Here is a 26440-nt window from a genome sequence, read left to right on the forward strand (position 1 = left end):
TGCCGTTGGGCGGGTTAATTTGGTTTATATATGTCACATAATAATATAAAAATTGAGCCATTATTAGGCGACGGGCAAAAATGGCAATACAGCTATGAGCAGCCTATTTCGTATGCGCCAATGGTGCAACTGGCCAATAATAATTGGATTGTTCCACAGCATTTTTTGCGTTATAAACATAGTTTAACCAGTGTTAATGAAGTGCTGAGTGATATTAGCTTTTCTACTCATTTTAGTGTGTTAGCCGCAGAAAAAAACAGCGATATTTATTTGCAAGTGGCGGTACTTAGCCCAGACAATTACAAAGCTAATAACAAAGCAAAAAAGCTACTGTTTGGCCGTCGCTGGTCAGTAGAGCAAAACTTGCCGACCTCAGAACTTATTCAAACGGCATTTTTGGCTTTAAAAGTAGCACGTGAGCATGAAGTAAGAGAGCTTTTTCAGCTACAACACCAAGGCGCCACCAGTACGCCATTTAATAACCATCATGACTTACCTGTTATGGCGCAAAACCCTGAACTTGTTACGCGCAGTGCTACTCACACTGAACTTTTATCTAGTTTAATTAAGCGCCTAGTATTTGCTAATGCCACTGTAAGCTTAATCAATCAACAGGGCATTGCAACCGGTGAGCAGCTATATACGGTAAAGCTTAATTGTGATAACTGTCAGTTAAGCGAGTTTAATAACAAACAGTTGTCTTTTTTAGCGGGTGATACAACAACAAATAGTTTTTTACATAGCTTTATTAACGCGCTGATAAGCACCAGTAATGAGTATGTAAGCGAGCATTTTAAGTACCAAGGTTTTGCACGTTTTAGTAAACATGTACACGCAGAGCAAATAGGGGAGCTGAGTATTGCTATGCGCTCGCCTAGTTCAGTGAGTTTATGCTCAATGGGTAAACAAGAAGCGAACCAGTTAAATTTTGAAATAGACAGCGGCAGAGCACCACAAGGCTGTGGACAGGCTATTGGTGGCTTTTTAGCTGCCCACGGAATTGAACAGCCAGAAAACGCCCATTTATACCCTAATTACTTATAATCCACGCGCAGCTATAGCTTATTTATCTCTTGTTTTACGTTATAGCTCGAGTCGGTAACAATGGCTTCAAGTGTTTGTACCCGTTGTTTGAGTTCGCTCACTTGCGCCGTCACTCCGGCTAGTTGCTTATGCGCATCTTGGTTGTTGCCATGTACTTTATGTTTAAACTCAAGGTGCTTTTTATACATATCGTAAAGCACTCCCGAACCCACAGAGATAAGCACAATAAGTACTATCATAGTTGTGCCAGACATAATCACTTCCTTTCATTTTGGTGCGTGCTTAAATTATAACCATAAATAAGCGCCGATAAAGCTAGTTAATTGTAACTTTATTTGTATTTATAAATATTTAATAAGCCATTGTTATTGTTTGTACCGCCACCATATTGTAACTATGTAGTTTTTTTAATCGATACAAGGAAAAGGTATGTTAAATAATAAAATTCCACCGGTTGTGGTTGTGGTATTTTTTGCCGCTGTCATGGCACTGATTGCGCATTACACGGTAATAGACTTTACCGCCTTCATAACTTACCTAGCATTAGGATTAGTCGCCATAGGGTGTTTGTTTTGTGTTGCTGGGGTGGTCAGTTTTCGGTTTGCTAAAACCACAGTACTCCCCAACAAACCTGAGCAGGCCTCGAGTTTAGTGACTTCTGGGGTGTATAAACTTTCTCGCAATCCAATGTACTTAGGCTTTGCGTTTATACTAGCAGGTTGGGGCGTGTGGTTAAGCTCAATGTGGGCTTTTTTAGGTGTAGCAGGATTTATTGCTTATATTACTTTATTTCAAATAATCCCAGAGGAGCGGGCGCTACATAAATTATTTGGTGAGCAATTTAACGACTATAAATCACGAGTAAAACGCTGGCTTTAATTTTTTGCAACATAAAAGGCTACTTTTGCTAGCCTTTTATGTGTTTACTTTAAACCTTACTCATATTCAAGCGGGTCAGTCACGTTGTTAAGTTCAAACGCTTCTAAACGTTCTTGGCAGGCACCACATTTACCACAGGCTTTTTCACGGCCATTATAACAGGTCCATGTTTGGCTATAATCTAAGCCCATTTTTATACCATCGGTTAAAATATCGATTTTTGTATCGTTTAAATATGGGCTGAAAATTTCCACCGCATCGTAATTCGCAATGCGGCACACATCATCCATCTTTTTAACAAACTCAGGGCGGCAATCTGGGTAAATAGCATGATCGCCCGAATGTGCACCATAGTAAACTTGGCTTGCTTTAAGCGACACCGCATACCCTACCGCAAGAGAAAGCAAAATCATGTTGCGGTTAGGCACTATGGTACTTTTCATGTTTTCGGCTTCGTAGTGGCCTTCTGGCACATCAATATCGTCCGTTAACGATGAGCCACCAATAAGCTGATTAATTGCTGATATATCAACAATTTTATGCGGGACATTTAGCTTTTCACATACGCTAGCGGCTACTTTAAGCTCTTTAACATGACGCTGACCATAATCAAACGACAGGGCATAAACATCATGGCCTTGCTGCAGGGCTTTATTTAATACAGTAAATGAGTCCATACCGCCGGAATAAATAACAACTACTTTTTGCGTCATACGTGGTTTGCTCTTTAGTTTTGATAGAGGTTTATATCAGGGCGCGATATACTACACGGCCAAAGCATAAATGACAATTTTTGCACCATGCTTTGAGGCTTTTAATAGTAACAATTTTGCCGTCAGGTTGTAAGTGAGATTTCTTTTGTACAAAATTAATGAAGTGTTTGAAACCATTCAAGGTGAAGCGAGCTTTACTGGCACACCGTCTATATTTTTACGCCTGCAAGGTTGCCCGGTGGGATGTTCGTGGTGCGACACAAAGCAAACCTGGGATGTTGATAATGTATATAAAGTATCACTGGATGACACGGTAGAAAAAAAAGCCGACTCAGATCACTGGGCAGAAGCCAGTGCAGCGCAAGTACTTGAGTTATTTAAATCCCGAGGTTATACCGCCAAGCATGTTGTTATAACCGGTGGCGAACCTTGCATGTACGACTTAAACCCAGTATGTAATTTATTGCATGATCATGGTTTTAGCACGCAAATAGAAACCAGTGGCACCTTTGAAATACTCGCCCCTGCACAAACGTGGGTTACGGTATCACCAAAAATTAATATGCGTGGTGGCTATAAAGTACTCAGTAGTGCCATGCAACGCGCCGATGAAATAAAACACCCAGTTGCTATGCAAAAACACGTAGAAGAACTGGAAGCGCTATTTGCCGCCACTAATGTAAATCCAAAACTGGTATACCTACAACCAATTAGCCAAAAAACATCGGCAACTAAATTAGCCATTGAGACCTGTATTGCTAAAAATTGGCGCTTATCAATTCAAGTACATAAATATTTGGGAATAAATTAAACTAAACCCAGCAACGCTGTTTACTTTCATATCTGCTTCGTTAATGGTAACAATTAGTTTATGATGCGCGGCTTAACGTACCCACCTACAAATGATTAGGCCTACTATGTCTGCGAATGCGCTATACACCGACCTCTCTGATCACTATGACTTAATGTGCGCCGATATAGATTATCAGGCGCAAAGCAATGGTATTCAAAGGCTACAGCAAATTTTCGGTAATAGTGGTAACACGCACCTTGATTTAGCGTGCGGAACGGGCCCACATGTTCGTCATTTTATTGATTATGGTTACCAAAGTAGTGGGCTCGATATAAATCAACCCATGCTCGACAGAGCAACTATTCGTTGCCCAGAAGCGCCATTCTCATTACAAAACATGAGTGAGTTTGTGATCCCTGAGCAAGTAGATTTAATTACCTGCTTTTTGTATTCAATCCATTATTGCGACGGCATTAATAAATTAAAAGACTGTATTGCCAGCGTACACCAAGCACTAAAAGCCGGTGGTTTATTTTGCTTTAATGTTGTTGATAAAAACCATATCGATAACGATTCATTTGTAGAACACAGCGCTGAAAATGCAGGCGGCTTATTTACATTTCGCTCTGGCTGGCATTACAGTGGCGCGGGTGAAAAACAGTCATTAAAGCTCAGTATAAATAAAGCAACAACAGATGAAACATTCATATGGCACGACGAGCACCCAATGGTTGCCGTTAGTTTTGCCCAGTTAAAAGAAGCCCTAAAGCCTTACTTTGAAATACATGTGTTTGAACACGACTACGAAAAAATAACCCCATGGGCTGAAAAATCGGGCAATGCCATTTTTGCGTGTGTAAAAATTTAAATTAGAAATTAGAAATTAGAAATTAGAAATTAGAAAGTTAAGACAATTATTCACAAAGAGGGTTAAGAGACGCTGCGCTTTATAAGAAAACAAAAATGCCAGCTGAAAAAAGAGGTATTAGTCAACTTTGTGGCAATTATAGACATTCGCGCACACTTAAGCGCAGCAAAATACTTGACTAAATAAGCGACGAAGTAGCTTTTTACTTTCTGGGTCCATGCTTAAAATCATTAATGAGACATAGCCATAATCGACATCTTTTACCCGAAGCCTTACAGCTTCCATTAAACGTAGACCACTACCGTAAAGTAACTGAGCGATAAGTTTATACTTTGGGTGTATTGCCAATATTGATAAGTATCTATAGTGCGTTTGGCATAACGACGCGTTGTCATAAAGTCACGGATGGATTCTAAAAATACAGAAGCCATGATCTGCTGCAGTTGTTTCTGTATATATAAACAGTAGTTGTATTTAGTTTTTTTGCAACAACTCGCGGGATTATTTCTTGTATTTTACAACAACAAAGAAATAACAAATATAAATCCCTTGATTTACATTTAGATACAGAGTTAGACTGAAAGTATTAAAAAACTCGAAGGATTTTCTGTCTGCAACTTGTGGGTTTAGATCCCTTGAATAAGCTGTTAGCTATCTAAGGAATATGTAGTGAAAAATTCAACATTAGTACTCGCAATCATATTGCTGTTAGGGATTATTATTTTCTCCATTATGTTTCGTTATGAATATATGGGTTCAAGATTAGGATTTGAGGTTAGAGCAGATCGCTGGACGGGCTGTATACAAACGTGGAATAACAAAGATAATGAGTACAAACCGTTGGAGGAATCGTGTCAATGAAGCTAGATTTACAAAATCCAAACCTTGATGAAATCCCATTCATGGGTTCGGGCAACAAACTAGTTAAAAAGCGCCTTTCTGTTGGTTCGATTTCTATCGTCAAAGATATTGCGGGTTCTGAGTATCAAGTTACAGTTAATGAATACTCATCTGGCATTTACAAAGGCTCTATCAGCTCGGGTATAAATATTGATTTCACGAAAGAAAATGTATTCTTACTCTTGTAGTATTGGTAGCTAACAAACGCCTCAACAAAGGGCGCAAAAAGCTTGGCTTGCGTCACTTCGTTCCTAATTTTAGCCAAGCCTTTTGCGCCTGTTAGGCGGGTGTTATGCCTAAAAAGGAAAAATATGAAATTTATTTTTGCATTACTAACTTTAACACTTATCTCTGGCTGCTCTTCTCTACAAAAGAAATCAATGATGCTAGATCCAGGCATGTCAAAAGCAGAAGTCGTAAACATATTAGGCTTGCCAGAAAATCGCTCATTCAGAGGAAATAGCGAAGCATTACAGTACAGTGAAGTCGCAGGCTTTGGTCAATGCAACTATATGATAGCTTGGTTTACTGATAAAAAACTATTAGGTATTACAAATCGCAGAGGCGGCTCTGTTGCCGGTTGTGGCCTAGGTTCCCGTGAAGTGGATTGGGGTCAAATACCAAAACCATCACTAGATATAAATATTAAACATAACTAAAGATACTATATAAAAGGCATAATAAATAAGGATAGGTTGCGCGAAGCCGCAACTTAATCCTATTGTTGGACAAGCCCGTTGCTGATGTTGACACTTATTTATAGTAAATAAATTGATAGAAGCTTTGGGGAACAGCTTGATTATGTTTTTTCAGGCCGAGTGAGCCTAAGGCTGCGTATCGCTTAAAAAATGTTTATAAAAAACCTTAAAACAAACAACGCAGTCTACTTAATTTTGCCGTGTTCTTACTTACCTGTTTTGTGCGTATTTACCTTTCTTTTATGGCTTTAATTCACGCATCAGCTTTTGCTGTTACGTCGACTCCTGCTCCTTAGAATAAGATCACATCCGTGTTTTATATCGTCAGCCCGACAACCTGATTTTGCCCAATAATATGACCGCCAATACGCGCGAGATACAACGTCATGTGCGCTTTGCAGTGCGGGCAGCACACGGGCGCTTTGGCTGTACTTATTAATGGCGGTAGCTGCATCTTAAGCAAGAGCTGAATACGCTGAAGTGTCCGTTTTGCATTGCCATGTAAAAAGCCACTGTTACGCGTACGTTGAAAACCTTTTGGCAGGACGTGCTGTATTACTCGCCATAAAAAATCACAGCTGGGCTCGGTGATGTATTTATCCTGTTTGGTGGCACTATCACGGTAACGAAAGGTGACATTCCCATGTTGATTTTCAATGATGTTTTGCTCATTAATCACCCCGCGATACAAATAGCGCGCTAAATAGGTGAGGGCTTTATCTCCTTGCCCGACGTATTGCACATCAGCTACCCAAGATGAGGGGGTATTTACAGCAAGGTGGTAACCGCTTTGTTGCAGTGCATCCATGAATTTACCCCGAAATACCTTGGCTAAATTATCGGCCTTAAACAAGAAGCGTCCCCGCTTTTGCTGAAACAGTGTGCCGTGTTTATTGAGTGCGCCAGCAGGCACTATGAAATGGATATGAGGGTGATAATCGAGGCGTCGAGAATGCGTATGCAACACAGCCGTCAGCCCGAGTTTATCACCGAGGTGTTTGTCTCGGCTGAAGAAGCTGCGCAACGTTGCCGTGGCACAATTAAACAGAGCATGATAGCCCCATTGTTGATGAAACCACATAAATTGGCGTAGCTGATACGGCAAGGTAAACGTGACTAAAAAATAATTCACGGGCAACAGTTTTTGTGTTTGCACCGCTAACCAGTGCGTATTAGCGTGGTGTTGACAGGCAGGACAATGACGATGACCACAGCCAGGGTAAAGTGTGCTGCTTTTACCGCAGCTATCACAATGAAATAACATCGCCCCAGCATCCGGTGTATGGCACTGCATAATTTGCTTCAGTGCATAATGGTGCTCATGGCGCATTAAATGCCCGTATTTTTCAACGAGTGACGCATGCTCAAGACGAGCAACCTCAGCCAAGCTACTCATCGGTTTGCCCCCGCCAATGAATTGATAAGCCATCAATAATATCATTAAGCATGAGTGCACTGTTTTGAGCTGTTTCTTGGGTCATCCGCGTGTATTTAGCCGTAGTATCAGGACTGGCATGACCTAAAAAAACTTGAATGGAGCGTAAACTTAATCCACGCTCTAACATGTGGGTCGCAATGGAGTGACGCAGGGTATGCACATGCACATTTTTACTGATACCAACTTCCTTAGCGATTAACTTAATCGCTTTCTGCACACCCCCTTTGTCCATCACTAATGAGTGACCATTGCGCAGAAAGGGCGGTTTCCCTCCAGGGAAAATTAATTCAGGATGTTTGTAAGTGCACCAGTATTGGCGCAATGCAAACAAGGTTGCTTGAGGTAATGGCACAAAGCGGTCTTTTTTAGATTTGGTATAACGCAAATGCACCCGCATTAAATGGCTATCAATATCCGATACCTTTAAGTTAATGGCTTCACTGAGGCGCAGACCTAGACTGTAGGTGACTAAATAATAGGTTTGATAGCTGAGTTTGCGGGTGGCGTTAATAATGCGTGCGACTTCAGTGGGCGATAACACATCTTGAACTACCTGAGTTTTAGGCGGTTTAATAATATCTACCCACGTCCACGGACGATGGAAAACATGTTTGTAACAAAACTGAATGGCATTACGGGTAATTTTAACCGCGCTCCATGATTTGTTTTCAACAAGAAAAAGAAAGTAGCGTTTGAGATCGTCAGCGCTGAGATTATCAGGACAGGTGTCAAAAAAGACAGCAGCTTGGCGTAAGCACCGAGCATAACAATCAATGGTTTTATCACTCTTGCCCTGCAGTTTTAATTCGGTAATATAGGTTGAATATAAAGACTCGAAACGAGCTTGATCGTGTGTGTTCATAACAGTGAACTCCAATTAATCCTACCGGCATTGGTAGAGAGTTAATTAAACACGCGATCTGCTTTTTCTGCCGCAAAGCGGCTTCGTTCAACAAGTCGGTCAAGTTGACCCGTAACACGTTCCGCATTTTGTGGCTCGCTTCGCTCACTTTGCCACAAAAGCCACGCCGCATTACGGCCAACTTACCTCAGCGTTAGTTGCCAAAGGAAGTTATGCAATACCACGAATTTTCACAAGAAACTAAAGAGCCAGAATTTTTCATGGCTCAAAAAATAGCCAAGGAAATCCATGGCTACATGTGCCTGCCTGAAGTTTCTAAAGAATTAAACAGCACACATCAGGTGAATGCAAAGAGTCACCAAATACAAGATATCATATTGCCAAAGTGCACCGAGTTAGGAATGAGTAGTGAGAAAAAAGGTATGTTCTCTTCTTACGCTACTGCTCAACTACGACCAGACTACTATATTACGTTAAATGCTACGGGTTTAATCATGGAAGTAGAGCGCGGTAAGACCACTACAAATAACATGGATTTATTAGACATTTGGAAGTGCCATATCTGCGAACAGGCTGATTACCTTTTGCTAGTTGTTCCGATCATCCGACAAACTAATAGCGGTGGTAAAACAAATATATATGAGCATGTTATCAAGCGTATTAGCTCATTTTTTCAAAAGCAAAACTACATCAATGTTAAAGGGTGCTTTATCATTGGCTACGAGTAAGAATTCGTCAGGGTCAGGTCTTGCATCTTGCCTTTTACGATAAGAGGCAAAAAAAAGACCTGATAATCATATAGAAAGCTCCTCGAGTATTTCGATACAGTTGTGTTGAACAAAACATAAACTGTACCTCGAGGAGCTTAGTATGAAACTATATGGTGGAATTGACTTGCATTCAAATAATAGTGTTATTGCTATCATTAACGAACAAGGTGAAACGCTTACCACTAAGCGTTTAAATAATGATATGTCTGTCATTTTATCTTTTCTAACCCCTTATAAAGACACGCTATCAGGGCTTGTTGTTGAATCAACTTTTAATTGGTATTGGTTAGTTGATGCATTAATGGATGCCGAGTTTAAACTTCACTTAGCGGATCCCGCGGCAATTCAACAATATTCAGGCTTAAAACATGCTGATGACCATAGTGATGCACGCTGGCTGGCTGAAATGCTACGTCTAAATATTCTGCCTGAGGGCTATATTTACCCGCGTGAACTCAGGGCTGTTCGCGACTTAATGCGTAAACGAATGGACATTGTTCAACAGTCCACTAAAAACGTATTATCAGTCAGTGCAAAGTTGTTATATGCGACATCTTGACTACAAGCTCAGCAGCAACAAAATAAAGCAAATGGCCGCTATCAAAAAAGGCGTAGATGTTGAGCAAGTTTTCTAATGGATGACCCTGACGACAAACAGCATGTCGCATAAATACTAAAATGTTATGCTGCAATCAAATTTCTTGCTAAGAATTAAAATAAGATCTAAAGTTAGCACTTATTTAAATGCTTAATTGGTGTTGTTATGAGACAGGTTTTAGCTGATTTTTCAGCAAGTATTTCTGAGTTAAAGAAAAATCCCACCGCTTTGCTAAACGAAGCTGATGGCTCTGCTATTGCTATTCTGAACCACAATAAGCCAGCAGCTTATCTTGTCCCAGCAGAAACTTATGAGTTTCTGCTGGATATGCTCGATGACTACGAGCTTGCTAAACTAGTTGAAAGTCGTCGCGGTGAGTTATCTGAAGCCGTGGAAGTAGATATTGATGACTTATAAGCTTAAATTTCTACCTACCGCTAAAAAAGAATGGAGCAAGTTAGCTCCACCAATTCAAAGTCAGTTTAAAAAGAAGCTTAAAGAGCGTCTCGAAAATCCACATGTTCCTTCATCTAAGCTTCGTGGCTATGACTCAGTTTACAAGATCAAACTACGCACTGCGGGCTATCGCTTAGCCTACGAAGTCATCGACGTTGAAATTGTGGTGTATGTGTTGGCTATTGGTAAAAGAGATAATGATGCAGTATACAAAAAGCTAGCATCAAGGTTCTCATAACAGCAGCATAAAAATTATAACTACGTTAGTCATGTACAGTTTTCTGTCTGTACGTTATTTGCGTATATTTTTTATATGAAAAGTGTATTTGTTGAATCAACCATATTTGAAAAGTACCGTAATGAGTATCTCAGCGATGAAGAGTTTAGGCTTTTTCAAGCTGAATTAATGTCTAACCCGAAATAGGGTGATGTGATTCAAGGTACAGGTGATTTGCGAAAGATTCGAGTTGCAACTAAAGGCAAGGGCAAGCGTGGTGGCTCTCGTGTTATTTATTACTTCCTCGATGAAAAGCGTCGTTTCTACTTGCTGACAATTTATAGCAAGAATGAAATATTCGATTTAACCGCAGAGCAAAAGAAACAATTAAAGGCTTTATGGAGGCGTGGCGTAATGAGCAATCGTGATCTATTTACAGAGTTAAGTGCAGCTCTTGTTGAGGCTAAAGAACATTCTGAGGGTAAGTTAACCCTTAAAACTCATAAAGTTAACGATTTTAGTGAGTTAGATATTTCACCTAATGAAATCGTGAGTATTCGTGAACAATTTAATATGTCTCGTGGTGTGTTTGCACGCTTACTGCATACATCATCTCGTACATTAGAAAATTGGGAACAAGGGCGTAGCGCATCAAATGGACAAGCGGTAACCCTTTTAAAATTGGTTCAGCGTCATCCGGAAATCCTGTCGCACATCGCTGAGCTATAACAAAGCATTTAAGAGTGATTCGCAACGCTTGCCGTTTTCGCTTCGTTCAAAGTATAGCCAAGCGCCGCTCACACCTTAATAAAAAAGATTATGTGTTTTAAGTTGAACATCATGGATAAAGTTGTTTTGAAAAAATACGTTGGTTTGATCAGCACTATATTTTTGGCTTGCATAGTCGTTGTGTATTTAATACTGATCTTTAAAGCGCGGGAGCAGTTTAGTTTTCCTCTACTAGCCGTGCTGTTGGGCTTGGGGTTAATCGCAATTATCATATTAGCCAAATCAACGATTAGTAAAAAACATAATAGTAAAAACACATAACAAGGTGCTGTTGTTGCCACTATCGTGGCTGGGACGGCTTACCTGTGTTATGAGGTGCTTTAGATAACATGCAGAATATAAAATCCATGGCTTTGGTCGGTTTTTGTTTTGGCTCTTTCAGATATCTTTTTTAGGTGGATGCTTGGTAATACGTTAGTGAGTTTTTTTCTTACCGTGTTACTAGCTTTAGCCTGCGTTAGCCGTTTCCGCAATCATTAAAGTGTAAGTTGCAAAATGAGTAAAAGGGTAAGCATTGGTCTGGCGTCATTACATAGCATGGATTAAACATTAGGATTATTTCAGTCAGACGTTCACGTAAAGCGGAGGTGAACTTATATGAAAGCGCATGAATTTGATGCCAAGTTTGAAAGCGACGATGATATTTTAGATGATTTAGATTTGTCTAAAGTTAAGCGCCCCATGCAAAATCAGAAACGGGTAAATATTGATTTCCCTGCATGGATGTTAGACTCACTGGATCATGAAGCTAGCCGAATAGGTGTTACGCGACAGTCGATTATCAAGACTTGGCTAGCTGAAAGGCTTTAAAATATAGCTCATAACCACACTTCAACCTAAACAACTAACCGTGATTTCCAACGCATGGCATTTTTCGTTTCGTGGTAGCGTTGCTCGGGTAATCCACCCGAAAAAAAGCGTTGCCCTTAAGCAACGCTTTTATTTTTATCTTGTTTAGCCTTTAGCCTTTAGCCTTTAGCCTTTAGCCTTTATTCGGCCGCTAAATAATCTAGCACCACTTGGTGATGATCTTTGGTTTTAAATTTATCAAACAAGTGTTTAACTTTACCATCTTGGCCTATTAAGAAAGTGAGGCGGTGAATACCATCGTACTCTTTACCCATAAACTTTTTGTAGCCCCACACACCAAATGCCTCAGCAATGGCATGGTCTTCATCTGAGAGTAGGTCAAAGTTAAGTTCTTTTTTTGTTTCAAAGTTTTTCAGGCGTTTAACGGGATCTGGGCTTATGCCAACAACACGGGTGTTAAATTTAGCAAGCTCAGCTTGTTGATCACGCAGGTTTTCGGCTTGTACAGTACAGCCTGGTGTTGACGCTTTAGGGTAAAAGTATACCAATACTTGTTTTTCTTTTAATAACTCGCTGAGCACGACGGTTTCGTCATTTTGGTTTTGTAAGCTAAAAGCCGGTGCTGTGTCACCACTTTGTAGTGGGTTAATTTTGTTCATGTTAAACTCCTTAACGAATACGTCGAAAGATGTAATCTACGTTTAAAAGATGCGAAAGGTTTTCAAAACTAATTTTAAATTGGTCAATATCAACGTCAACAGGAATGTTAAATTCAAGTTCACAGCGCATTTTAATTTCAGTTTTATCTTCGTAGGTGTCTGACTTTAATGAGCAAATGTTAATATTATTGTCCGCAAAAAAACGGGTTACTTTGCTGAGTGTACCAGGGGTGTCTATGCCGGTGTATTCTAGGGTGTAGCCTGCACAAAACTCACTTTGATTATGGCTTGAAGTACGCTTCATCATAGTCAGTAGCCCAAGCTCCATACCTTTTGTAGGTAGTGTATGCTCAATACGGCTAATTGCTGACATATCGCCGCTAAGCAACATAATAAAGGTGAATTCGTTGCCTAAAATAGCAATACGGCTATCAATAATATTACAGTGGCAATCGCTTACGAGCTGCGTTAGTTCACTGACGATACCCGATCTATCTTCGCCAATTGCGGTTAAAACAATTTGATGATTTGAAAATGCAGTCATGGGTTTTAAAGTACCTAAGTTACTTGGATGAAAACAACCGACTTAACAACAAAAAATAAACACGTAGCGTTGCACGGCGGCAAAGTTTAACACAAAAATAAGGTTAAACTACAGCGACGGTTAATTTTAAACGGTTAAAATGCAGTGTTTCTTGTTTTTACAAGCGTGTGAAAGTACCATAGCAAAAATGTGTCTATTTGTAGTCTAGTCTGTTTGTTATCTCACAGGCTTAGTAACGGTTAGGCAAGCAAATTATAAATGTAAAGTTAATATTGATTTTACACTGAACCAAATCGGCATTACCCACTCATATATTTGTTAAAACAATTAAGGGTATGCTAAGGAGAATTATCTGTGCAGTATTGGATCCCAAAAGCACTCGCAGTGAGTGTATTGGTAAGTTTGTCAGGGTGTAGTGTATTTACAAGTGATGCCCATAATAAGCGTAATTACCGCGCCCATGAGCCGGTTAAAGCGCCCGCATCGTTATCGCAACCAGCTCAAGATCCTGTTTATAAAATGGATGTGGGTCAATACGATAATAATCCGGAGGCAACAAACTATCGTCCACCGGCGCAAGTGTTAACTGTTGCCAAAGGTAGTTGGGTTGAGGAAGCAGATAAACAAGCACGTATTTACTTTGATAAAAATGATGGCATTGATGATTTAGATGTGTTCATTTGGGACTCGATTCAAGCAGTGCTTACTGATAATAATATCAGTGCAACGCAGCAAGATAAAATGCAAGGAACACTTGAAACCGATTGGTATGCCATTATTAAGCCAGAAGAAAGTTGGTTATGGGGCAATGATGAAAGTGTTGATTTAGAACGTTTTAAATTTACTATTGAAGAAAAAGAGCATCAGCGCACGGCGTCTTTAACTGCAGAGCTTATTGACTTTAAAGGGGATAAACCGTTAACTGATCTACTAAAGCAGCAGCTTGAAGTGCGTGCACTTAATCAAGTAGTGAATGAGTTTGATTACCGCTATCGCCAGCTTGAAGTTGATATGCGAAAGCGCCAAGGGATTATTTCATTAGAGCTTGGGTTTGATAATAAAGGTAATGCAGCACTTGTTACTGAGCAAGCTTACGATACGGTATTCGATCGCTTTTCTGGATTTTTAGAGCGTTTGTCGTTCATTATTGTTGAAGTAAACCAAGAGACAGGTTTAATCACAGCAGATTATGCAAAAGCACAAAGCAGTATATGGGATTCAATTTGGGGTGATGAACCAACTGAGCTACCAATTGATGAAGGCCAATACCAAATTTTGGTTAGCAAAACCAAACAAGGTGGCACCAGTTTAACGTGGATGGATAAGGAAGGCGAAACGCTTGAACCTGGTACGATGAATGGTTTACAACAAGCATTAGAAGCGGCACTTATTAAGCGCGGTATTAAAATTTAATAATTATAAATAGTTACCACAAAAAGAGCACTTTGCTCTTTTTGTGGTTTTTACAGGTTGAAAATATGTCTCAGTTTAATCCATCACGCCCAGTACCAGAGAAAAAAAATTATGATCTGAAAGTATGGTTGGTTTTTTTAATTCCTTCTTTAATCGGTGTGTTTTTGTTTATGACGCCAGTACCGTCTGGTGAAATAATGACAATTCCTATTGCGGTAATGGCAAAAGCAATCCAAGGCTTATTAAGTAATATCGCGCTTGGGCTGATCACGACTATTATTTGTATTGCTGGCGTTATGTCGCTGGTGTTTAGTGTCTTCAAACCGAAAAGCTTAACCAAATTTCGTTTATTAAATCATTTATTTAATGTGAGTTGGATTTGGTTAGTAACACGGTTATTTGGTATGGCGTTTGTACTGCTTACCTACTTTCAAGTTGGGCCACATGCCATTACCTCAGAAAATACCGGTTTATTAGTATTAAAAGATTTATTACCGGTATTATTTTCGGTGTTTATTTTAGCGGGCTTATTACTGCCTTTATTACTTAATTTTGGTTTACTTGAACTGGTGGGCACCTTGTTAACTAAAGTAATGCGCCCGTTATTTGGCGTACCTGGACGTAGTGCCGTTAACTGTGTTGCTTCGTGGTTAGGCGATGGCAGTGTTGGTATTTTGATGACCGCGCGCCAGTATGAAGATAAATACTATACACAGCGAGAAGCTGCGATTATTGGCACTACTTTCTCAGCGGTTTCAATTACTTTTTGTTTGGTTGTTATTGGTCAAGTAAAGCTTGAATATTTATTTGCCCCTTTTTACTTAACGGTGTGTTTAGCCGGCGTGGTTGCTGCGATTATTGTCCCGCGCTTACCACCACTGCGTTTTAAAAAGGACGTGTTTATTGATGGTGAAAAACCCGATGGAAATTCCGAATTGGTGCCTGATGGCAAAACTTTATTTAAACATTCATTAGATGTAGCACTGACTAAAGCAGAACAAGCACCTGGGTTAAAGGGCACAATTGAAGAGGGCGTGCATAACGCATTTGACATGGTGTTTGCCGTATTACCAGTGGTAATGGCGGTAGGTACGTTTGCATTAATTATTGCCGAATATACGCCAATATTTCAGTATTTAGGCATGCCGTTTATTCCATTTTTAGAGCTGTTACAAATACCTGAAGCCGAAATGGCGGCACAAACTATTATGGTCGGTTTTGCAGATATGTTTATTCCTTCTATTTTAGCTGCAGGCTCAATTGAAAGCGATGTAACACGGTTTATTATTGCGGCAATGAGTGTAACGCAACTGATTTATATGTCTGAGGTAGGCGCGCTTTTGTTAGGCAGTAAAATACCGGTGAATATTTTTGAGCTGTTTGTTATTTTTATCCTTAGAACCTTAGTGACCTTACCTGTTATTGCCTTAATGGCACACTGGTTAGTTGGCTAACGTAACTGTTTAGGTGAAAAAGCCCTGATTATTCAGGGCTTTTTTGTTTGCCCAGCGAAGCTGGCAAACCCGTCAGGTTGAAAGAAATCTGAATCACCCTGACTAAGGGGAAGATAATCTGAATGGCAAGGGCGTCACTGGCCAACGGTGGGGTCTGAAGGAAGCCATAAGAAGTTAGAGGTACACAACTAACCGTAACCTGTTTCGGCAGCATTGGTGGGTCAGCGTGCAAAATAGCGCAACGCCCTATACTTAGTCAGACCAATGCTGTGCTTGAGGGTGGAATTTCTAACAGGGAGCCAGTTCAGTAACTGGGGAAGCCTGGCATCTAAACTTAGTGTAAATAAGTGGCCTAAACTCAAGGGGAAACCCAAGGTTTAACGTCGGTGTGAGGTGGCAGATGAACCCGTAGTAGTGAGTAAGGCTAGGCCGATGAAAGCCAGTAATGGTGTGGAGGGCAAAACCAAGCCGACTATCAGCAGCGTGTCTGATAGGGTCAATTTAAATCAAAAGTTTTAATTGATTGCGAAGGGGGGAAGTATTCTTTAAGAGTATGAAAATCAGGAATATCGACGTATAGGCTCACATGTATTTCGACGGAAATAGGCAAGAGATGACGGCTAAGCAGGAATGTGGACGCTGAGAATTAAAGGCCGAGCACGGGAGTAATGATTGACCACTTAGGCAGATTGCCACTGGGCTAGCACACCTAATGTCATCATGAAGGACACCACTATACATCAATGTGAAACGACAGACATACCGCAAGCAAAGGCAATTGATGACAGTTTACTACAGCTTGTATGGGCAATTATTAGATATTAATAACCTGTACAAGGGATTCAAAAAAGTGAAAGCAGCAAAAGGAGCCGCCGGAATAGATGGGCAGTCCATAGCCGCGTTCGCCTTGAATTTAGAAGAAAACTTGAAACAACTGCAACGAGAACTGCAAAGCAAGCAGTATCGCGCGCAGCCGGTCAAACGGATAGAAATACCGAAAGACGATGGCGGCGTGAGATTGCTGGGCATTCCAACAGTTCGCGATCGCATAGTACAACAAGCGCTATTGAACATTCTCCAACCGATCTTCGACATCGACTTTCACCCATCAAGTTATGGGTACAGGCCGAAACGAAGCTGCCATGATGCCATCAGCAAAGCCACGGTATTTATTCGTAAATATCAGCGTGAGTGGGTGGTTGATATGGATCTGTCGAAGTGCTTTGACCTGTTAGATCACGATTTAATTATTAGCAGCGTCAAACGTAAAGTGACAGACGGTAGCATTTTAAAGCTGCTCAATCAGTTTTTAAAAAGTGGGGTAATGATAGGCAATCATTGGGAAGCGAGTGAGGTAGGGAGTCCACAAGGAGGGGTTATCAGTCCATTGTTGGCGAATATCTACCTAGATGCGTTCGATCAAGAAATGAAAAAGCGAAATCACAGAATAGTGAGGTACGCCGACGATATTTTGATCTTATGCTGCACAGAAAAAGCAGCGAAACATGCACTCACTGTAGCAACCCAGATACTGGAGAAAGACTTGAAGTTAACAGTCAACCAAAAGAAAACCCACATAGCGCATAGCAGTGAAGGGGTAAAATTTTTGGGAGTGGAGATAGGGTGTAATTGGACATGGATCCAAGGGTCAAAACTCAAAGGCTTCAAACAAAAAGTTAAACGATTAACAAAACGAAATAGCGGCATGAACTTAGTTGAAATAATAAAAAGACTAAACCCAGTGGTGCGTGGTTTTGTAAATTATTTCAGTATAGCCAATTGTAAACGAGCATTAACTCAGCTTGCGGGGTGGTTAAGACGCCGATTAAGGGCCATTCAGTTAAGGTTGTGGAAAAATCCAGCGAGATTGCATAAACGACTAAAACAATTAGGGAAAAAGCCGCCATTTAAGTTTATAAAAATGAACTCATGGCGAAACTCCCTAAGTCCATTATCGAGTGTAGCAATGCCAAACCAATGGTTTGAAGAGCTAGGTTTATATTCAATGGAAAAAGTAAGTACAGGATGGCTTGCTCAATCGGCGTTTAGTAAATAAGCCGAAGGGATAGAAGAATACAGGAGCCGTATACGAGGTCCGTACGTACGGTTCTGTGAGAGGGATGAGGCAAAAGCCTCACCCTACTCGATGTTTCTTTTTTTTGCGAGGATTGGCTCGGTGTTGCGGGTTTAAATTCGCTTTTTGCACTTAAACGAAGCAGTGCCAAGTTGCCGATAACAATAGCCAGTACAATCACGATAACGAGTACAATTTGCCAAGTGTGCATTACGATACTGTGATGATTAATTAGGCCATGATTATGATCACTTTAAGTAAAAATGACAATATTTCGAATGCTTATAGCAGGTGTTTAAAACCGTTGTGCCACCGATAAAGTTAAAAAGTTAATGCCTGGGTTGGACGCTTTAAATCCTGCGTTTGAATAGTGAATAATACGCAGTGCTATATTGGTTTCACCAAAGTCAGCCACTATGCCTATCCTGTCTTCAAATTGATAGTGAGTGCTTAGGTTTTTACCCGCAAAATAGCGCTCATCAAGTAATGAAAAGCCAATACCAGCCTCCACATAAAAGGGCGTATTAGATACGCTAAATGCTGGAAACTGCACTACAGGTGAGACCGCTAATACCACGTTGGACTGTGATTGCTCATTATGGCGGTATTGCCATAAGTTAACGCTGGTTTCTAAATAAAAACGTGCATCACCTACAAAGTTTTGCATACCTTTTGGATGATATTGATACGCAAGCTTTGCCCCTGTTACCTTGCCTTCTCCTTTTAATAAATCGACGGCGTAACCGTGATTAGACGATGCATAAGCGGCTTTAGTTACCAATATAAAGAGGAAAAAACAATGACTAACAATCTGTTGTATGAGGTTTTCATAACGACCAACGAGGGCTTAAGTTAAAATAGTGACTGAATAATAAGGGCGTTGAATGGGTGTTTTCAATGAGGACAAAAAGCCGCTTGTATATGGCTTGTTAATTGGATTATTCAACCAGTTGAATTTATTTAAGTAATTCAATTGGTGCCAATGAGGCATTAATAAGGTGCTTATTTATGCCTTTTTTATTGCGGGTTATTTACGTAAATTATACTCACATTAATAATTTAAGTACGCACTAATTATGAGACTCATTAAACTTTTACTAGTAATCGCTGTTTTTTTTACCAGTACGTTGTATGCACAAACGCAGCCATCACCTAAGCAGTTATTGCAAACTGTAGCCGAATCATTATTTAACGATATTGGACAGGTTAACGCGAAGGGCGATGCCAGCAAAGAGGCGATGTCTTCAATTGTTCAGCAGCGCTTGATGCCGCATATTGATGTTAAATTTGTGTCGTTTAAATTATTAGGCAAACATATTAAAGGTATTAGCCGAGAAGAGGGCGTTGCCTTTATTAATGCTGTTGATCATTATTTAACAGGTACTTATGCTGGTGCGCTTATGAAGTACACAGGGCAAGATGTACTCTTTGAACAAGACTCTGCTGCAAGCGACGCTAAGTTTGCTACGGTTAAAACGCAAATTATTGAAGCCAATAAGCCAAGCATAGATTTGCATTTTAAACTGCGTTTAGGTAATGATAATCAATGGAAAGTTTACGATATTGTTGCCGAGGGGATTTCGCTACTCAGTGCTAAGCAAAAAGAGATCATTCAACGTATTTCTGATGTAGGCTTAGACCAAGTTACTAAAGAACTTCAGCAAAGCTAGTATTATTGCAATTAACAGCTCCAACCTTAAAGCAGCTAATAACATATGTTGTTGGCTGCTTTTGTATTTTGGCCTATATTGCATGAGTTTACGCTAGCTTGGCTATCTAGCTGTGGTAGAATATTAGCTTCTTTGATTAAGCGTGGTGTCAGCTAAAAACTGTTATAACTGGCTACTCACCCGAGCTACACTGGAGTTGTGTTGTTTTAATGGAAAATGTACTAATTTGGCCAAAGGAATACCCGTTACTGGTCAAAGGGCTGGTTGAACAAAACGGTGCCTTCATTTTAGATGCTTTAGAAGCTTGGCCTGCCTGTCGTTCTACTGAAGAGGATGATGGTGTATGTACCACAGTTTTACCGCCAATTTATTATTTGACCTGGTTAACCCCGCTTGAGCCTTTTGAAGAATGTTATTTTCAGCATATTTGTGAATATGATGAAGATGCACAAGCCTACATTGCTGCCCTAAAAGAGTATTATTTTGCCAATGATTATAGTATGGAAAATATTGTGCTCATGTTGTGCCAGCGACTTGAAAAGTATGCAAGTGTCTCGGTGCAAAGTGACATTGAAACACCGGTTTCATTAATTAGTTTGTTTTTTAGCAAACGCTTTTTTACGCTAATAGAGCACGCTCTTGAACAAGGGGCGAAATTGTCTGGCGCAGATACCTTATCTATTTGGAAAGAGGTCGACTTTAGAGATTGCTTAAGCACACATATTCCTCAGTCAATTGCTGACATTGAGCATTTAGCAGTGCTTACCAGCGAAAAAGTAGCGGCAGGTAAAGATTACTTTACCTTGTTAACCCAGGTTTCTCCTGATGTTGACTCTATTGTGCTGTTAGAAAATGCCTTACTTGCGCATTTAAACAAGAAAAAAGCAAAGCAAACCATGGCAATGCGCTTTATTGAGCAAGGCGCTACAGGGACTTTAGCAGACGATGATAATAAAACAGCATTTATGTGGGCGGCAGAAAAAGGCTACGTAAATGTAGTCGAAATACTGTTGCAGCATCAAGATAAACAAGCAGTAGATGGCCAAGGTAATACAGCATTACATTATGCAGTAATGAGTAAGAATGAATCGTTGATGACTTTACTACTCAAAGCTGGGTATGATTTTAGATCGCGTAATAAAGAGGGACTAAGTTGTTACCGATTAGCCGTGAGTATAAAAGCGAGCAACTTAGTTAAGTGTCTTGAACGTGATTTTGGTATTAAAGAGTTGTCGCCTGAGGGGCAGTTAGAGCGAATTAAAAAAGTACATGTATTACATGCTGTTGTCGCTTTATTGTTACCCCTGCAATTATTTTTCTTTTTTGATGAAAGCATCACCATAAAAAGTGAACTAACCCTATTTATGACACTGACCGCAGTCGTGTGTTTTTTCTTTGCAACTAGTTTAAAACGCTGTTCATTGTATCCGCATATTAAACATCCATGGGGATTGTTTTTGCTAAGGATAATGTCTGTTTTTAGCCTTGTTGCACAACTAGGCTTAGCCTGTATCGTTGCAGTAGCGGCCCTGAGTGAATTAGTTTAAGTTTAATTGATACTGGTTATAAAAAAACGCGCTAATTAGCGCGTTTTTGCATTGTAGGACATTTATTGCGAATTGTGCTTATTATGCTCGTGTGCGGCTTTTTCCTCAGCGAGATCATCTTTGAGTTTAGGAATTTTTAATCCAAGTTCTTGACCACGGTGCCGTGCGTAATAAGTACAGCCAATAAACATGCAAGAGGCAAATAACAATTCTAGTAATACCCATACCAATTCATCTTGTGCCACCCATAACAGTGTAAAACCGTGAATGAAATAAAACATAACAATAAAGTTAGCCCACGCATAGGTGTAGGTTTTATCTTGCAATATACCTTTTAGCGGGAGTAATAATGGCAATACATACACAATAAAGAGAAAGGCGTTACTGTGGCCCTCCCTAGGTGATAATACAAACATCCAAAGGGGCATTAAAATAATTAAGCCAAAATAACCAAATAAGGCTAAGCGTTGAAATTTAATCGTAATCGGTTTTTTAACTGGTGTGCTCGCGTGGATCATTTTAGTTTTCTCGCAACTTGGGTCAAGCGTTTTCCCACGCTTTGACATATTTTTATTTCATCTTTGCTCAGGGTTGCACTATTATTGCTGCCTGCAACATGGGATGCGCCATAGGGTGTGCCACCTGTTTTGGTGCCAAGCAATTCGGGTACATCGTAGGGTACACCCATTAACATCATTCCGTGGTGTAATAACGGTAAAGATAAATTAAGTAGGGTTGCCTCATTACCGCCATGCATGCTGCTTGATGATGAAAACACACAGGCAGGTTTATCGATGAGTTGGCCTTTAAGCCAAAGGTCGCTGGTGGTTTCCCAAAATGTTTTTGCTTGTGAGGCCATCATACCAAAACGGGTAGGTGTGCCAAATGCAAGTCCATCACAGCTGATTAAATCTTCTTTGCTGATCACAATATCATGCGGATTTTTAGCCACAAAAGTACGCAATAAGGCGGTTGCACCGTGTTGCTCTATAGATTCTGCAATTTCATGCGCCATCGCTTCCACAGAGCCATGACTTGAGTGATACAACACCACGATGGTTTCGCTCATTATAAAACACTTAACACATTTTCAGGTGGACGACCCAAAGCCGCTTTATTGTTGTTAACTACAATAGGTCGTTCAATAAGTTTTGGGTGTTTTACCATAGCTTCAATAAGTGCCGATTCGTTATCTTCCTCTTTTAGGTTAAGTGATTTGTACTCATCTTCTTTGGTGCGCATTAAATCTCGTGCTGAATTAAAACCAAGTTGAGAAATCAACGAATTAATTTGCTGGTAAGAAAGTGGTGATTTTAAATATTCAACAACTGCAGGTTCAATGTTTTTGCTTTGTAATAGGTTAAGGGTTTCGCGCGATTTAGAACAACGCGGATTATGATAAATAGTAACTGACATAAAATACATCCAAGGTATAAATTGCGGTTATTTTAGGTGAACTTACTTCAGACTTAAAGCCTCGCAAGTTCTTTTTGCAACAACCGATATTGTGTAAGTAACGCTTTTAAGCGTTGTTGTTTTATATTTTCATTTGGTTCTACAAAGTTAAGCGCCTTTTGTATTTCGTCTGCCGCTTTTAAATATGCGCCGTACTGCGATAAAACATCGGCATTGGCTTCGTGATAAGCGGCTAATTTTTCTTGTTTTTTGTAAGCATTAGTCAAAAGTTGTTTGCCTAAGCTGTGATCCGGCTTCTCTAATAAAAAAGACTTTAGAATATTTTCAGCTAATTCATATTGTTCAGCCTCCAATGCCGCGTTGGCGTAATTTAAGGTGATCACCTGGTTGTTTGGCCGATAATTATTCAACTCGCTTAAATAACTCACTGCCTCAGCGGCTTTTTTTTGTGCAATGAGCAAATCTGTTTTGGTATCAATATAAAACAAGTTTTTAGCATCATTTGCCAATAATTCATCAAGAATTGGTTGTGCTTCATCCAGCTTTTTTTGATCCACCAAGCTAATAGCTAACCCATATTGTAATGCTACGTTGTTATAGGTGTTTTCGCGCATTAACTTTCTAAATAAGGCTTCTGCGTTTTCGGGGGTGTTATCGTAGCGTGCTAATACACGGCTTTTAGCTAAAGCAAAGTCAAGACTCGAGCCAATTTGGCGTTTAGGGTACTGCTCGGCACGCAAACGAACATCGGATACACGACTTTCTGGTAATGGGTGAGTCAGTAAAAACGCAGGGGGCTTATATTTATAACGAATTTGTGCAGCTAGTTTAGTTAAAAATTCACTTGAGGCTCTGGCATCAAATCCTGCATTATTAAGAGTCTGCATGCCTATTCTATCAGCTTCTTGTTCGGCTGAGCGACTGTGAGTAAGCTGGCTAAATGCAGATTGTGTTTGACTGGCAGAAATAATTGCCATGCCCGCGTCCGGGGCAACAACAGCGGCTAAAATACCCGCTATCATACCGGCGATAGTTAGTCCGCTATTATCTTGTTGCTGCTGAATCCGCCTTGCTAAGTGGCGCTGAGTTACGTGTGCAATTTCGTGGCCAAGCACCGATGCAAATTGACTCTCGTTATCGGCTTGTGCAATTAATCCGGTATGCACACCAACATGACCCCCATAAAATGCGAATGCATTGATTTCGGGGTTATTTAACCAAAAAAATGAAAACCCAAAGCGCACATCATTAGCGTTTGCAACTAACTTTCGCCCCAAAGTAGTAAGGTACTCATCAAGCGCTGGATCATTTATCAATGGCGATGAGCCTCTGATCTGCATCATCATCACCTCACCAATTGCTTTTTCTTTTTCAAGCGGCAATGCTTGCAGAGCTGAGGTGCCTAAGTCGGGAAGTTGAAGATTGGTTTGTGCCTTTAATGGCTCACTTATTAGTAAGCTAAATGTTAATGCTGCACTACATAAAGTAATAAAGGCTGGTTTTAGCTGCATTGTATTCCTTGGTTATTTTTCATCAGACGCACTACTAGGATCATCGGTATATAAACGGCTGTCCTTTTCACATAGTTGATAAAACGCTTTTATTGAGACCCCATCAACCTTAACAATGTTCAATTGAGTTTGTAAAAAAGCAATGACCTTGTGCACTACTTTGTGGGAATGTAAAATAAGTGCCTTGTCTGCCTCATCACCTTGGTCTAAGTAAAAACCAATAAATTTATGTAACTGGTTAATTCTAATAATCGTTTTCATGGTTAATGGATCCCACAAGTGAAATTCCATTGACTCATCGTGTCGTGAGTACCGATCAATTTGAGTATCTTTAGAAAAAGGGTACGCTTGTAATTCAAAGCCGCGCTCGGTAAACACTTGGTGCAATGAAATACGTGGTTTGTTATTGGTTTCTTTTTCATAGAGCTCGTTTGGGTCTATACCCAACGCGTCTAGATTCCAATTGCGTTTATCAATAATGAGTTTTATCGCATTATCAAATCCGTGATCTAAGATACTCTCACACTCACTCACTGATGAGGCCACTAAATGATAAAAATGTGGAAGCTCCCCCCAATTAATTTGCTTTTTAAACCAATTAATTTCTTTGAGAGTTGGATTGCTGGGCAATTGCGCTTTATTATGCGAATCAGGCATTAATTCATCCTTAGAGCTAAGTATTTAGGTCGTATTTATCTTTAAGTGTTAAAGGTTGTTTAAATTAGCTCACTAATTATAGCGTTAACACACAAGCATAGTTGCCTGTAAAAATCTAAAACTAATCTTAAAAGATAAATATACTTTATAAGGATAAACTATTGCAGAGCTTGTTTTAAGAAAAAGTTAAATTTAACTGTGGTTAACCTTAGTTGACCCGGTTATAGGACTTATTATTAATGTGAATAGGTGGCGAAACGAGTATGCTAGAGCTAAATTTACGCACTTATAAATGCCCTCAGCAATTTATTCAGTTTAAATTAGGGCTGCGTAAGGCAATATCGTTACAACAAGCAATTACGTTTATTATCTCAGATGCGCAAAACATAGATGATATTGAACAGTACTTGCGAAAAAAAACGTATTATTACAAGTTAAATAAACAACAGGGGTTGTTAGTTGTGGAGCCGTTACGTGTTTGAATATGTAAAAGCATGGTATGAAAAAAAGTTTTCTGATCCTAATTCAGTCACTTTACTTTTTTTATTATTGGCACTCGTTGCCATGTTGTACTTTTTTGGCCCTTTAATTGTGCCTGTACTAGTGGCACTCATTATTGCTTATTTACTGGATTGGCCAGTCGTGCACCTTGAACGGCTCGGTTTTAAACGCTTTACTGCGACAACCACCGTGATGGTGATATTTATCGGTATTATGCTCACTCTTATACTGGTTATAGGGCCTGTGCTTTGGCAGCAAAGTAGTAACTTAGTAAAAGAAATACCCCATATGATAGAACAAGGTAAATCGTTTTTACTTGACCTACCTGCTAAATACCCAAGCCTTATCAGTGCAGAACAAGTGCAGTCGATTGTGGTGACCGTAGAAACCAAGGTGCTCGACTTTGGCCAAGTAGTATTATCGGCGTCACTTAATTCATTAAAAGATGCAGTCACGTGGTTAATTTACCTTATTTTAGTGCCGTTACTGGTTTTTTTTATGCTTAAAGACAAAGTAGAGCTCAGTGCCAGTATTGCTAAAATGATCCCACGCCAACGACGCTTAATTTTACAAGTCTGGCATGAAATGAATCAGCAAATAATGAATTATATTCGTGGCAAAGTATTCGAAATTTTAATTATTGGTTCCGTGTCTTTTATTGCTTTTACTGTGCTGGACTTGCGCTATGCGGCATTGTTAGGCGTGCTCGTAGGGTTTTCGGTACTCATTCCGTTTGTAGGTGCGGCGTTGGTGACGATACCTGTTGCCGCGGTTGCATTATTTCAATTTGGTTTAGAGACCCCATTTTGGACTGTGTTAATTATTTACGGCATTATCCAAGCACTTGATGGTAACGTATTAGTGCCTTTATTATTTTCTGAGGCCGTTGATTTAAACCCCGTGTTTATTATTGTTGCGGTGTTGTTTTTTGGTGGGCTATGGGGTTTTTGGGGGGTGTTTTTTGCCATTCCATTGGCGTCATTGGTCAAGGCACTTATTAACGCCTGGTCATCCACACATGAGGAAATAGCGGAAGAGCTTGGTAAATAGTATAAAAAAGCATAGCAAACGCATCTTTAAAACTAAAAAGATTATTACTCATTGTTACTAAAATTATGTATTATTGGTAATAAGATATATTTTTTAGTAATAAGGTGCG

At 39.9% G+C, this 26440-nt stretch carries 35 protein-coding genes and 1 pseudogene; 21 read left to right on the forward strand and 15 right to left on the reverse strand.

Annotated elements, in window-relative coordinates:
• Nucleotides 1-30: 30 nt before the first annotated feature.
• Complete coding sequence (locus AC6H44_RS05425) at nt 31-1044, forward strand: hypothetical protein (protein WP_500737888.1); 1014 nt, start codon at nt 31-33, stop codon at nt 1042-1044.
• Between the two features lie 11 nt (nt 1045-1055).
• Here AC6H44_RS05425 and AC6H44_RS05430 read toward each other — a convergent pair whose 3' ends face one another.
• Entirely contained in the window at nt 1056-1298 is a 243-nt protein-coding gene (locus tag AC6H44_RS05430) for a hypothetical protein (protein ID WP_500737889.1), read from the reverse strand.
• A gap of 175 nt (nt 1299-1473) precedes the next feature.
• Here AC6H44_RS05430 and AC6H44_RS05435 point away from each other — a divergent pair, with 175 nt between their 5' ends.
• Nucleotides 1474-1923 (forward strand): methyltransferase family protein, encoded by a 450-nt coding sequence (locus AC6H44_RS05435; RefSeq protein WP_500737890.1) that lies wholly within the window; start codon nt 1474-1476, stop codon nt 1921-1923.
• Between the two features lie 56 nt (nt 1924-1979).
• Here the strand turns inward: AC6H44_RS05435 and queC are convergent, their stop codons facing one another.
• Nucleotides 1980-2636: a 7-cyano-7-deazaguanine synthase QueC gene (gene queC, locus AC6H44_RS05440; protein ID WP_500737891.1), complete on the reverse strand. Its 657-nt coding sequence runs from the start codon at nt 2634-2636 to the stop codon at nt 1980-1982.
• Between the two features lie 145 nt (nt 2637-2781).
• Between queC and queE the strand changes: the two genes are divergently transcribed.
• On the forward strand, nt 2782-3447 hold the full coding sequence (gene queE, locus AC6H44_RS05445) for a 7-carboxy-7-deazaguanine synthase QueE (protein WP_500737892.1): 666 nt from the start codon (nt 2782-2784) through the stop codon (nt 3445-3447).
• A 106-nt stretch (nt 3448-3553) separates the two neighbouring features.
• Nucleotides 3554-4297, forward strand: coding sequence for a class I SAM-dependent DNA methyltransferase (locus AC6H44_RS05450; protein WP_500737893.1), 744 nt, complete (start codon nt 3554-3556; stop codon nt 4295-4297).
• A 156-nt stretch (nt 4298-4453) separates the two neighbouring features.
• On the opposite strand, the gene AC6H44_RS05455 is transcribed toward AC6H44_RS05450, so the two are convergent.
• Both AC6H44_RS05455 and AC6H44_RS05460 read right to left on the reverse strand, forming a co-directional pair.
• Nucleotides 4454-4582 (reverse strand): hypothetical protein, encoded by a 129-nt coding sequence (locus AC6H44_RS05455; RefSeq protein ID WP_500737894.1) that lies wholly within the window; start codon nt 4580-4582, stop codon nt 4454-4456.
• Nucleotides 4582-4728, reverse strand: a complete 147-nt coding sequence (locus tag AC6H44_RS05460; RefSeq protein WP_500737895.1) for a hypothetical protein — start codon at nt 4726-4728, stop codon at nt 4582-4584. The genes AC6H44_RS05455 and AC6H44_RS05460 overlap by 1 nt, the downstream gene beginning before the upstream one ends.
• A 426-nt stretch (nt 4729-5154) precedes the next feature.
• Between AC6H44_RS05460 and AC6H44_RS05465 the strand changes: the two genes are divergently transcribed.
• Together AC6H44_RS05465 and AC6H44_RS05470 are read left to right on the forward strand one after the other, a co-directional pair.
• Entirely contained in the window at nt 5155-5385 is a 231-nt protein-coding gene (locus AC6H44_RS05465) for a hypothetical protein (RefSeq protein ID WP_500737896.1), read from the forward strand.
• A 123-nt stretch (nt 5386-5508) separates the two neighbouring features.
• A complete protein-coding gene (locus tag AC6H44_RS05470) occupies nt 5509-5856 on the forward strand; it encodes a hypothetical protein (RefSeq protein ID WP_500737897.1) in 348 nt (115 codons plus the stop codon).
• 355 nt (nt 5857-6211) lie between these two features.
• Here AC6H44_RS05470 and AC6H44_RS05475 read toward each other — a convergent pair whose 3' ends face one another.
• Together AC6H44_RS05475 and AC6H44_RS05480 are read right to left on the reverse strand one after the other, a co-directional pair.
• Nucleotides 6212-7291, reverse strand: coding sequence for an IS91 family transposase (locus AC6H44_RS05475; RefSeq protein WP_500738379.1), 1080 nt, complete (start codon nt 7289-7291; stop codon nt 6212-6214).
• Nucleotides 7284-8195 (reverse strand): tyrosine-type recombinase/integrase, encoded by a 912-nt coding sequence (locus AC6H44_RS05480; protein WP_500737898.1) that lies wholly within the window; start codon nt 8193-8195, stop codon nt 7284-7286. Before AC6H44_RS05480 ends, AC6H44_RS05475 begins: the two co-directional genes overlap by 8 nt.
• 212 nt (nt 8196-8407) lie before the next feature.
• Between AC6H44_RS05480 and AC6H44_RS05485 the strand changes: the two genes are divergently transcribed.
• From AC6H44_RS05485 to brnA, 8 genes and pseudogenes are all read left to right on the forward strand, one after another.
• Nucleotides 8408-8923, forward strand: coding sequence for a hypothetical protein (locus tag AC6H44_RS05485; protein ID WP_500737899.1), 516 nt, complete (start codon nt 8408-8410; stop codon nt 8921-8923).
• 142 nt (nt 8924-9065) lie between these two features.
• Nucleotides 9066-9524 (forward strand): IS110 family transposase, encoded by a 459-nt coding sequence (locus AC6H44_RS05490; protein WP_500737900.1) that lies wholly within the window; start codon nt 9066-9068, stop codon nt 9522-9524.
• Between the two features lie 204 nt (nt 9525-9728).
• Nucleotides 9729-9980, forward strand: a complete 252-nt coding sequence (locus tag AC6H44_RS05495; protein ID WP_500737901.1) for a type II toxin-antitoxin system Phd/YefM family antitoxin — start codon at nt 9729-9731, stop codon at nt 9978-9980.
• Nucleotides 9970-10257: a type II toxin-antitoxin system RelE family toxin gene (locus tag AC6H44_RS05500; RefSeq protein WP_500737902.1), complete on the forward strand. Its 288-nt coding sequence runs from the start codon at nt 9970-9972 to the stop codon at nt 10255-10257. The genes AC6H44_RS05495 and AC6H44_RS05500 overlap by 11 nt, the downstream gene beginning before the upstream one ends.
• Nucleotides 10258-10449: 192 nt before the next feature.
• Nucleotides 10450-10584, forward strand: a pseudogene (locus tag AC6H44_RS05505) (type II toxin-antitoxin system RelE/ParE family toxin); the annotation flags it as partial.
• A gap of 66 nt (nt 10585-10650) precedes the next feature.
• Nucleotides 10651-10965 carry a helix-turn-helix domain-containing protein gene (locus AC6H44_RS05510; RefSeq protein ID WP_500738380.1) on the forward strand — a complete coding sequence of 105 codons (315 nt, stop codon included), beginning with the start codon at nt 10651-10653 and terminating at the stop codon, nt 10963-10965.
• Between the two features lie 111 nt (nt 10966-11076).
• Nucleotides 11077-11286 carry a hypothetical protein gene (locus AC6H44_RS05515; RefSeq protein ID WP_500737903.1) on the forward strand — a complete coding sequence of 70 codons (210 nt, stop codon included), beginning with the start codon at nt 11077-11079 and terminating at the stop codon, nt 11284-11286.
• A 336-nt stretch (nt 11287-11622) separates the two neighbouring features.
• The gene (gene brnA, locus AC6H44_RS05520) at nt 11623-11835 is read left to right on the forward strand and encodes a type II toxin-antitoxin system BrnA family antitoxin (RefSeq protein ID WP_500737904.1); all 213 of its coding nucleotides are present in this window, start codon (nt 11623-11625) and stop codon (nt 11833-11835) included.
• A gap of 179 nt (nt 11836-12014) precedes the next feature.
• Here the strand turns inward: brnA and bcp are convergent, their stop codons facing one another.
• Together bcp and AC6H44_RS05530 are read right to left on the reverse strand one after the other, a co-directional pair.
• Entirely contained in the window at nt 12015-12494 is a 480-nt protein-coding gene (gene bcp, locus AC6H44_RS05525) for a thioredoxin-dependent thiol peroxidase (RefSeq protein ID WP_500737905.1), read from the reverse strand.
• 10 nt (nt 12495-12504) lie between these two features.
• Entirely contained in the window at nt 12505-13038 is a 534-nt protein-coding gene (locus tag AC6H44_RS05530) for a glycine cleavage system transcriptional repressor (RefSeq protein WP_500737906.1), read from the reverse strand.
• 354 nt (nt 13039-13392) lie between these two features.
• Here AC6H44_RS05530 and bamC point away from each other — a divergent pair, with 354 nt between their 5' ends.
• The 3 genes from bamC (at nt 13393) to ltrA (ending at nt 17961) form a co-directional block, all read left to right on the forward strand.
• Complete coding sequence (gene bamC / locus AC6H44_RS05535) at nt 13393-14451, forward strand: NlpB/DapX family lipoprotein (protein ID WP_500737907.1); 1059 nt, start codon at nt 13393-13395, stop codon at nt 14449-14451.
• Nucleotides 14452-14516: 65 nt separating this feature from the next.
• Nucleotides 14517-15905 carry a YjiH family protein gene (locus AC6H44_RS05540; RefSeq protein ID WP_500737908.1) on the forward strand — a complete coding sequence of 463 codons (1389 nt, stop codon included), beginning with the start codon at nt 14517-14519 and terminating at the stop codon, nt 15903-15905.
• Between the two features lie 781 nt (nt 15906-16686).
• Nucleotides 16687-17961: a group II intron reverse transcriptase/maturase gene (gene ltrA, locus AC6H44_RS05545; protein ID WP_500737542.1), complete on the forward strand. Its 1275-nt coding sequence runs from the start codon at nt 16687-16689 to the stop codon at nt 17959-17961.
• Here the strand turns inward: ltrA and AC6H44_RS05550 are convergent.
• Both AC6H44_RS05550 and AC6H44_RS05555 read right to left on the reverse strand, forming a co-directional pair.
• Nucleotides 17951-18190, reverse strand: coding sequence for a DUF2897 family protein (locus AC6H44_RS05550; protein WP_500737909.1), 240 nt, complete (start codon nt 18188-18190; stop codon nt 17951-17953). The two genes, ltrA and AC6H44_RS05550, sit on opposite strands and share 11 nt — an antisense overlap.
• An 84-nt stretch (nt 18191-18274) precedes the next feature.
• On the reverse strand, nt 18275-18760 hold the full coding sequence (locus AC6H44_RS05555) for an acyloxyacyl hydrolase (RefSeq protein ID WP_500737910.1): 486 nt from the start codon (nt 18758-18760) through the stop codon (nt 18275-18277).
• 295 nt (nt 18761-19055) lie between these two features.
• Between AC6H44_RS05555 and AC6H44_RS05560 the strand changes: the two genes are divergently transcribed.
• Together AC6H44_RS05560 and AC6H44_RS05565 are read left to right on the forward strand one after the other, a co-directional pair.
• Nucleotides 19056-19649, forward strand: a complete 594-nt coding sequence (locus AC6H44_RS05560; protein WP_500737911.1) for an MlaC/ttg2D family ABC transporter substrate-binding protein — start codon at nt 19056-19058, stop codon at nt 19647-19649.
• 209 nt (nt 19650-19858) lie between these two features.
• On the forward strand, nt 19859-21196 hold the full coding sequence (locus AC6H44_RS05565) for an ankyrin repeat domain-containing protein (RefSeq protein ID WP_500737912.1): 1338 nt from the start codon (nt 19859-19861) through the stop codon (nt 21194-21196).
• Nucleotides 21197-21258: 62 nt separating this feature from the next.
• On the opposite strand, the gene AC6H44_RS05570 is transcribed toward AC6H44_RS05565, so the two are convergent.
• From AC6H44_RS05570 to AC6H44_RS05590, 5 genes are read right to left on the reverse strand one after another with little or no spacing between them, the layout of a single operon-like run.
• Nucleotides 21259-21714 carry a DUF2069 domain-containing protein gene (locus AC6H44_RS05570; RefSeq protein WP_500737913.1) on the reverse strand — a complete coding sequence of 152 codons (456 nt, stop codon included), beginning with the start codon at nt 21712-21714 and terminating at the stop codon, nt 21259-21261.
• Nucleotides 21711-22265: an NAD(P)H:quinone oxidoreductase gene (gene wrbA / locus AC6H44_RS05575; RefSeq protein WP_500737914.1), complete on the reverse strand. Its 555-nt coding sequence runs from the start codon at nt 22263-22265 to the stop codon at nt 21711-21713. The genes AC6H44_RS05570 and wrbA overlap by 4 nt, the downstream gene beginning before the upstream one ends.
• Complete coding sequence (arsC, locus tag AC6H44_RS05580; RefSeq protein WP_500737915.1) at nt 22265-22612, reverse strand: arsenate reductase (glutaredoxin); 348 nt, start codon at nt 22610-22612, stop codon at nt 22265-22267. Before arsC ends, wrbA begins: the two co-directional genes overlap by 1 nt.
• Before the next feature lie 53 nt (nt 22613-22665).
• Nucleotides 22666-24123: a beta-barrel assembly-enhancing protease gene (gene bepA, locus AC6H44_RS05585; protein ID WP_500737916.1), complete on the reverse strand. Its 1458-nt coding sequence runs from the start codon at nt 24121-24123 to the stop codon at nt 22666-22668.
• Nucleotides 24124-24135: 12 nt separating this feature from the next.
• Nucleotides 24136-24780: a hypothetical protein gene (locus AC6H44_RS05590; protein WP_500737917.1), complete on the reverse strand. Its 645-nt coding sequence runs from the start codon at nt 24778-24780 to the stop codon at nt 24136-24138.
• Nucleotides 24781-25043: 263 nt separating this feature from the next.
• Here AC6H44_RS05590 and AC6H44_RS05595 point away from each other — a divergent pair, with 263 nt between their 5' ends.
• Entirely contained in the window at nt 25044-25262 is a 219-nt protein-coding gene (locus AC6H44_RS05595; protein ID WP_500737918.1) for a hypothetical protein, read from the forward strand.
• Complete coding sequence (locus AC6H44_RS05600) at nt 25255-26331, forward strand: AI-2E family transporter (RefSeq protein WP_500737919.1); 1077 nt, start codon at nt 25255-25257, stop codon at nt 26329-26331. Before AC6H44_RS05595 ends, AC6H44_RS05600 begins: the two co-directional genes overlap by 8 nt.
• The last annotated feature ends 109 nt before the right edge of the window (nt 26332-26440 follow it).

The sequence above is a fragment of the Pseudoalteromonas sp. TAP-3C genome, from assembly GCF_059888565.1.

What these genes read in the sequence shown, in the direction of transcription:
- AC6H44_RS05480 (WP_500737898.1), bottom strand. Translation starts at nt 8,195, where the DNA reads ATGAACACACACGATCAAGCTCGTTTCGAGTCTTTATATTCAACCTAT.
- AC6H44_RS05450 (WP_500737893.1), top strand. Translation starts at nt 3,554, where the DNA reads ATGTCTGCGAATGCGCTATACACCGACCTCTCTGATCACTATGACTTA.
- brnA (WP_500737904.1), top strand. Translation starts at nt 11,623, where the DNA reads ATGAAAGCGCATGAATTTGATGCCAAGTTTGAAAGCGACGATGATATT.
- AC6H44_RS05595 (WP_500737918.1), top strand. Translation starts at nt 25,044, where the DNA reads ATGCTAGAGCTAAATTTACGCACTTATAAATGCCCTCAGCAATTTATT.
- AC6H44_RS05490 (WP_500737900.1), top strand. Translation starts at nt 9,066, where the DNA reads ATGAAACTATATGGTGGAATTGACTTGCATTCAAATAATAGTGTTATT.
- AC6H44_RS05435 (WP_500737890.1), top strand. Translation starts at nt 1,474, where the DNA reads ATGTTAAATAATAAAATTCCACCGGTTGTGGTTGTGGTATTTTTTGCC.
- AC6H44_RS05550 (WP_500737909.1), bottom strand. Translation starts at nt 18,190, where the DNA reads ATGCACACTTGGCAAATTGTACTCGTTATCGTGATTGTACTGGCTATT.
- wrbA (WP_500737914.1), bottom strand. Translation starts at nt 22,265, where the DNA reads ATGAGCGAAACCATCGTGGTGTTGTATCACTCAAGTCATGGCTCTGTG.
- AC6H44_RS05460 (WP_500737895.1), bottom strand. Translation starts at nt 4,728, where the DNA reads ATGGCTTCTGTATTTTTAGAATCCATCCGTGACTTTATGACAACGCGT.
- AC6H44_RS05560 (WP_500737911.1), top strand. Translation starts at nt 19,056, where the DNA reads ATGAGACTCATTAAACTTTTACTAGTAATCGCTGTTTTTTTTACCAGT.
- AC6H44_RS05500 (WP_500737902.1), top strand. Translation starts at nt 9,970, where the DNA reads ATGACTTATAAGCTTAAATTTCTACCTACCGCTAAAAAAGAATGGAGC.
- AC6H44_RS05515 (WP_500737903.1), top strand. Translation starts at nt 11,077, where the DNA reads ATGGATAAAGTTGTTTTGAAAAAATACGTTGGTTTGATCAGCACTATA.
- bepA (WP_500737916.1), bottom strand. Translation starts at nt 24,123, where the DNA reads ATGCAGCTAAAACCAGCCTTTATTACTTTATGTAGTGCAGCATTAACA.
- AC6H44_RS05530 (WP_500737906.1), bottom strand. Translation starts at nt 13,038, where the DNA reads ATGACTGCATTTTCAAATCATCAAATTGTTTTAACCGCAATTGGCGAA.
- AC6H44_RS05570 (WP_500737913.1), bottom strand. Translation starts at nt 21,714, where the DNA reads ATGATCCACGCGAGCACACCAGTTAAAAAACCGATTACGATTAAATTT.
- AC6H44_RS05495 (WP_500737901.1), top strand. Translation starts at nt 9,729, where the DNA reads ATGAGACAGGTTTTAGCTGATTTTTCAGCAAGTATTTCTGAGTTAAAG.
- AC6H44_RS05455 (WP_500737894.1), bottom strand. Translation starts at nt 4,582, where the DNA reads ATGGAAGCTGTAAGGCTTCGGGTAAAAGATGTCGATTATGGCTATGTC.
- queC (WP_500737891.1), bottom strand. Translation starts at nt 2,636, where the DNA reads ATGACGCAAAAAGTAGTTGTTATTTATTCCGGCGGTATGGACTCATTT.
- AC6H44_RS05430 (WP_500737889.1), bottom strand. Translation starts at nt 1,298, where the DNA reads ATGTCTGGCACAACTATGATAGTACTTATTGTGCTTATCTCTGTGGGT.
- AC6H44_RS05425 (WP_500737888.1), top strand. Translation starts at nt 31, where the DNA reads ATGTCACATAATAATATAAAAATTGAGCCATTATTAGGCGACGGGCAA.
- arsC (WP_500737915.1), bottom strand. Translation starts at nt 22,612, where the DNA reads ATGTCAGTTACTATTTATCATAATCCGCGTTGTTCTAAATCGCGCGAA.
- AC6H44_RS05540 (WP_500737908.1), top strand. Translation starts at nt 14,517, where the DNA reads ATGTCTCAGTTTAATCCATCACGCCCAGTACCAGAGAAAAAAAATTAT.
- AC6H44_RS05470 (WP_500737897.1), top strand. Translation starts at nt 5,509, where the DNA reads ATGAAATTTATTTTTGCATTACTAACTTTAACACTTATCTCTGGCTGC.
- AC6H44_RS05465 (WP_500737896.1), top strand. Translation starts at nt 5,155, where the DNA reads ATGAAGCTAGATTTACAAAATCCAAACCTTGATGAAATCCCATTCATG.
- ltrA (WP_500737542.1), top strand. Translation starts at nt 16,687, where the DNA reads ATGACAGTTTACTACAGCTTGTATGGGCAATTATTAGATATTAATAAC.
- AC6H44_RS05510 (WP_500738380.1), top strand. Translation starts at nt 10,651, where the DNA reads ATGAGCAATCGTGATCTATTTACAGAGTTAAGTGCAGCTCTTGTTGAG.
- AC6H44_RS05590 (WP_500737917.1), bottom strand. Translation starts at nt 24,780, where the DNA reads ATGCCTGATTCGCATAATAAAGCGCAATTGCCCAGCAATCCAACTCTC.
- AC6H44_RS05475 (WP_500738379.1), bottom strand. Translation starts at nt 7,291, where the DNA reads ATGAGTAGCTTGGCTGAGGTTGCTCGTCTTGAGCATGCGTCACTCGTT.
- AC6H44_RS05565 (WP_500737912.1), top strand. Translation starts at nt 19,859, where the DNA reads ATGGAAAATGTACTAATTTGGCCAAAGGAATACCCGTTACTGGTCAAA.
- bcp (WP_500737905.1), bottom strand. Translation starts at nt 12,494, where the DNA reads ATGAACAAAATTAACCCACTACAAAGTGGTGACACAGCACCGGCTTTT.
- AC6H44_RS05485 (WP_500737899.1), top strand. Translation starts at nt 8,408, where the DNA reads ATGCAATACCACGAATTTTCACAAGAAACTAAAGAGCCAGAATTTTTC.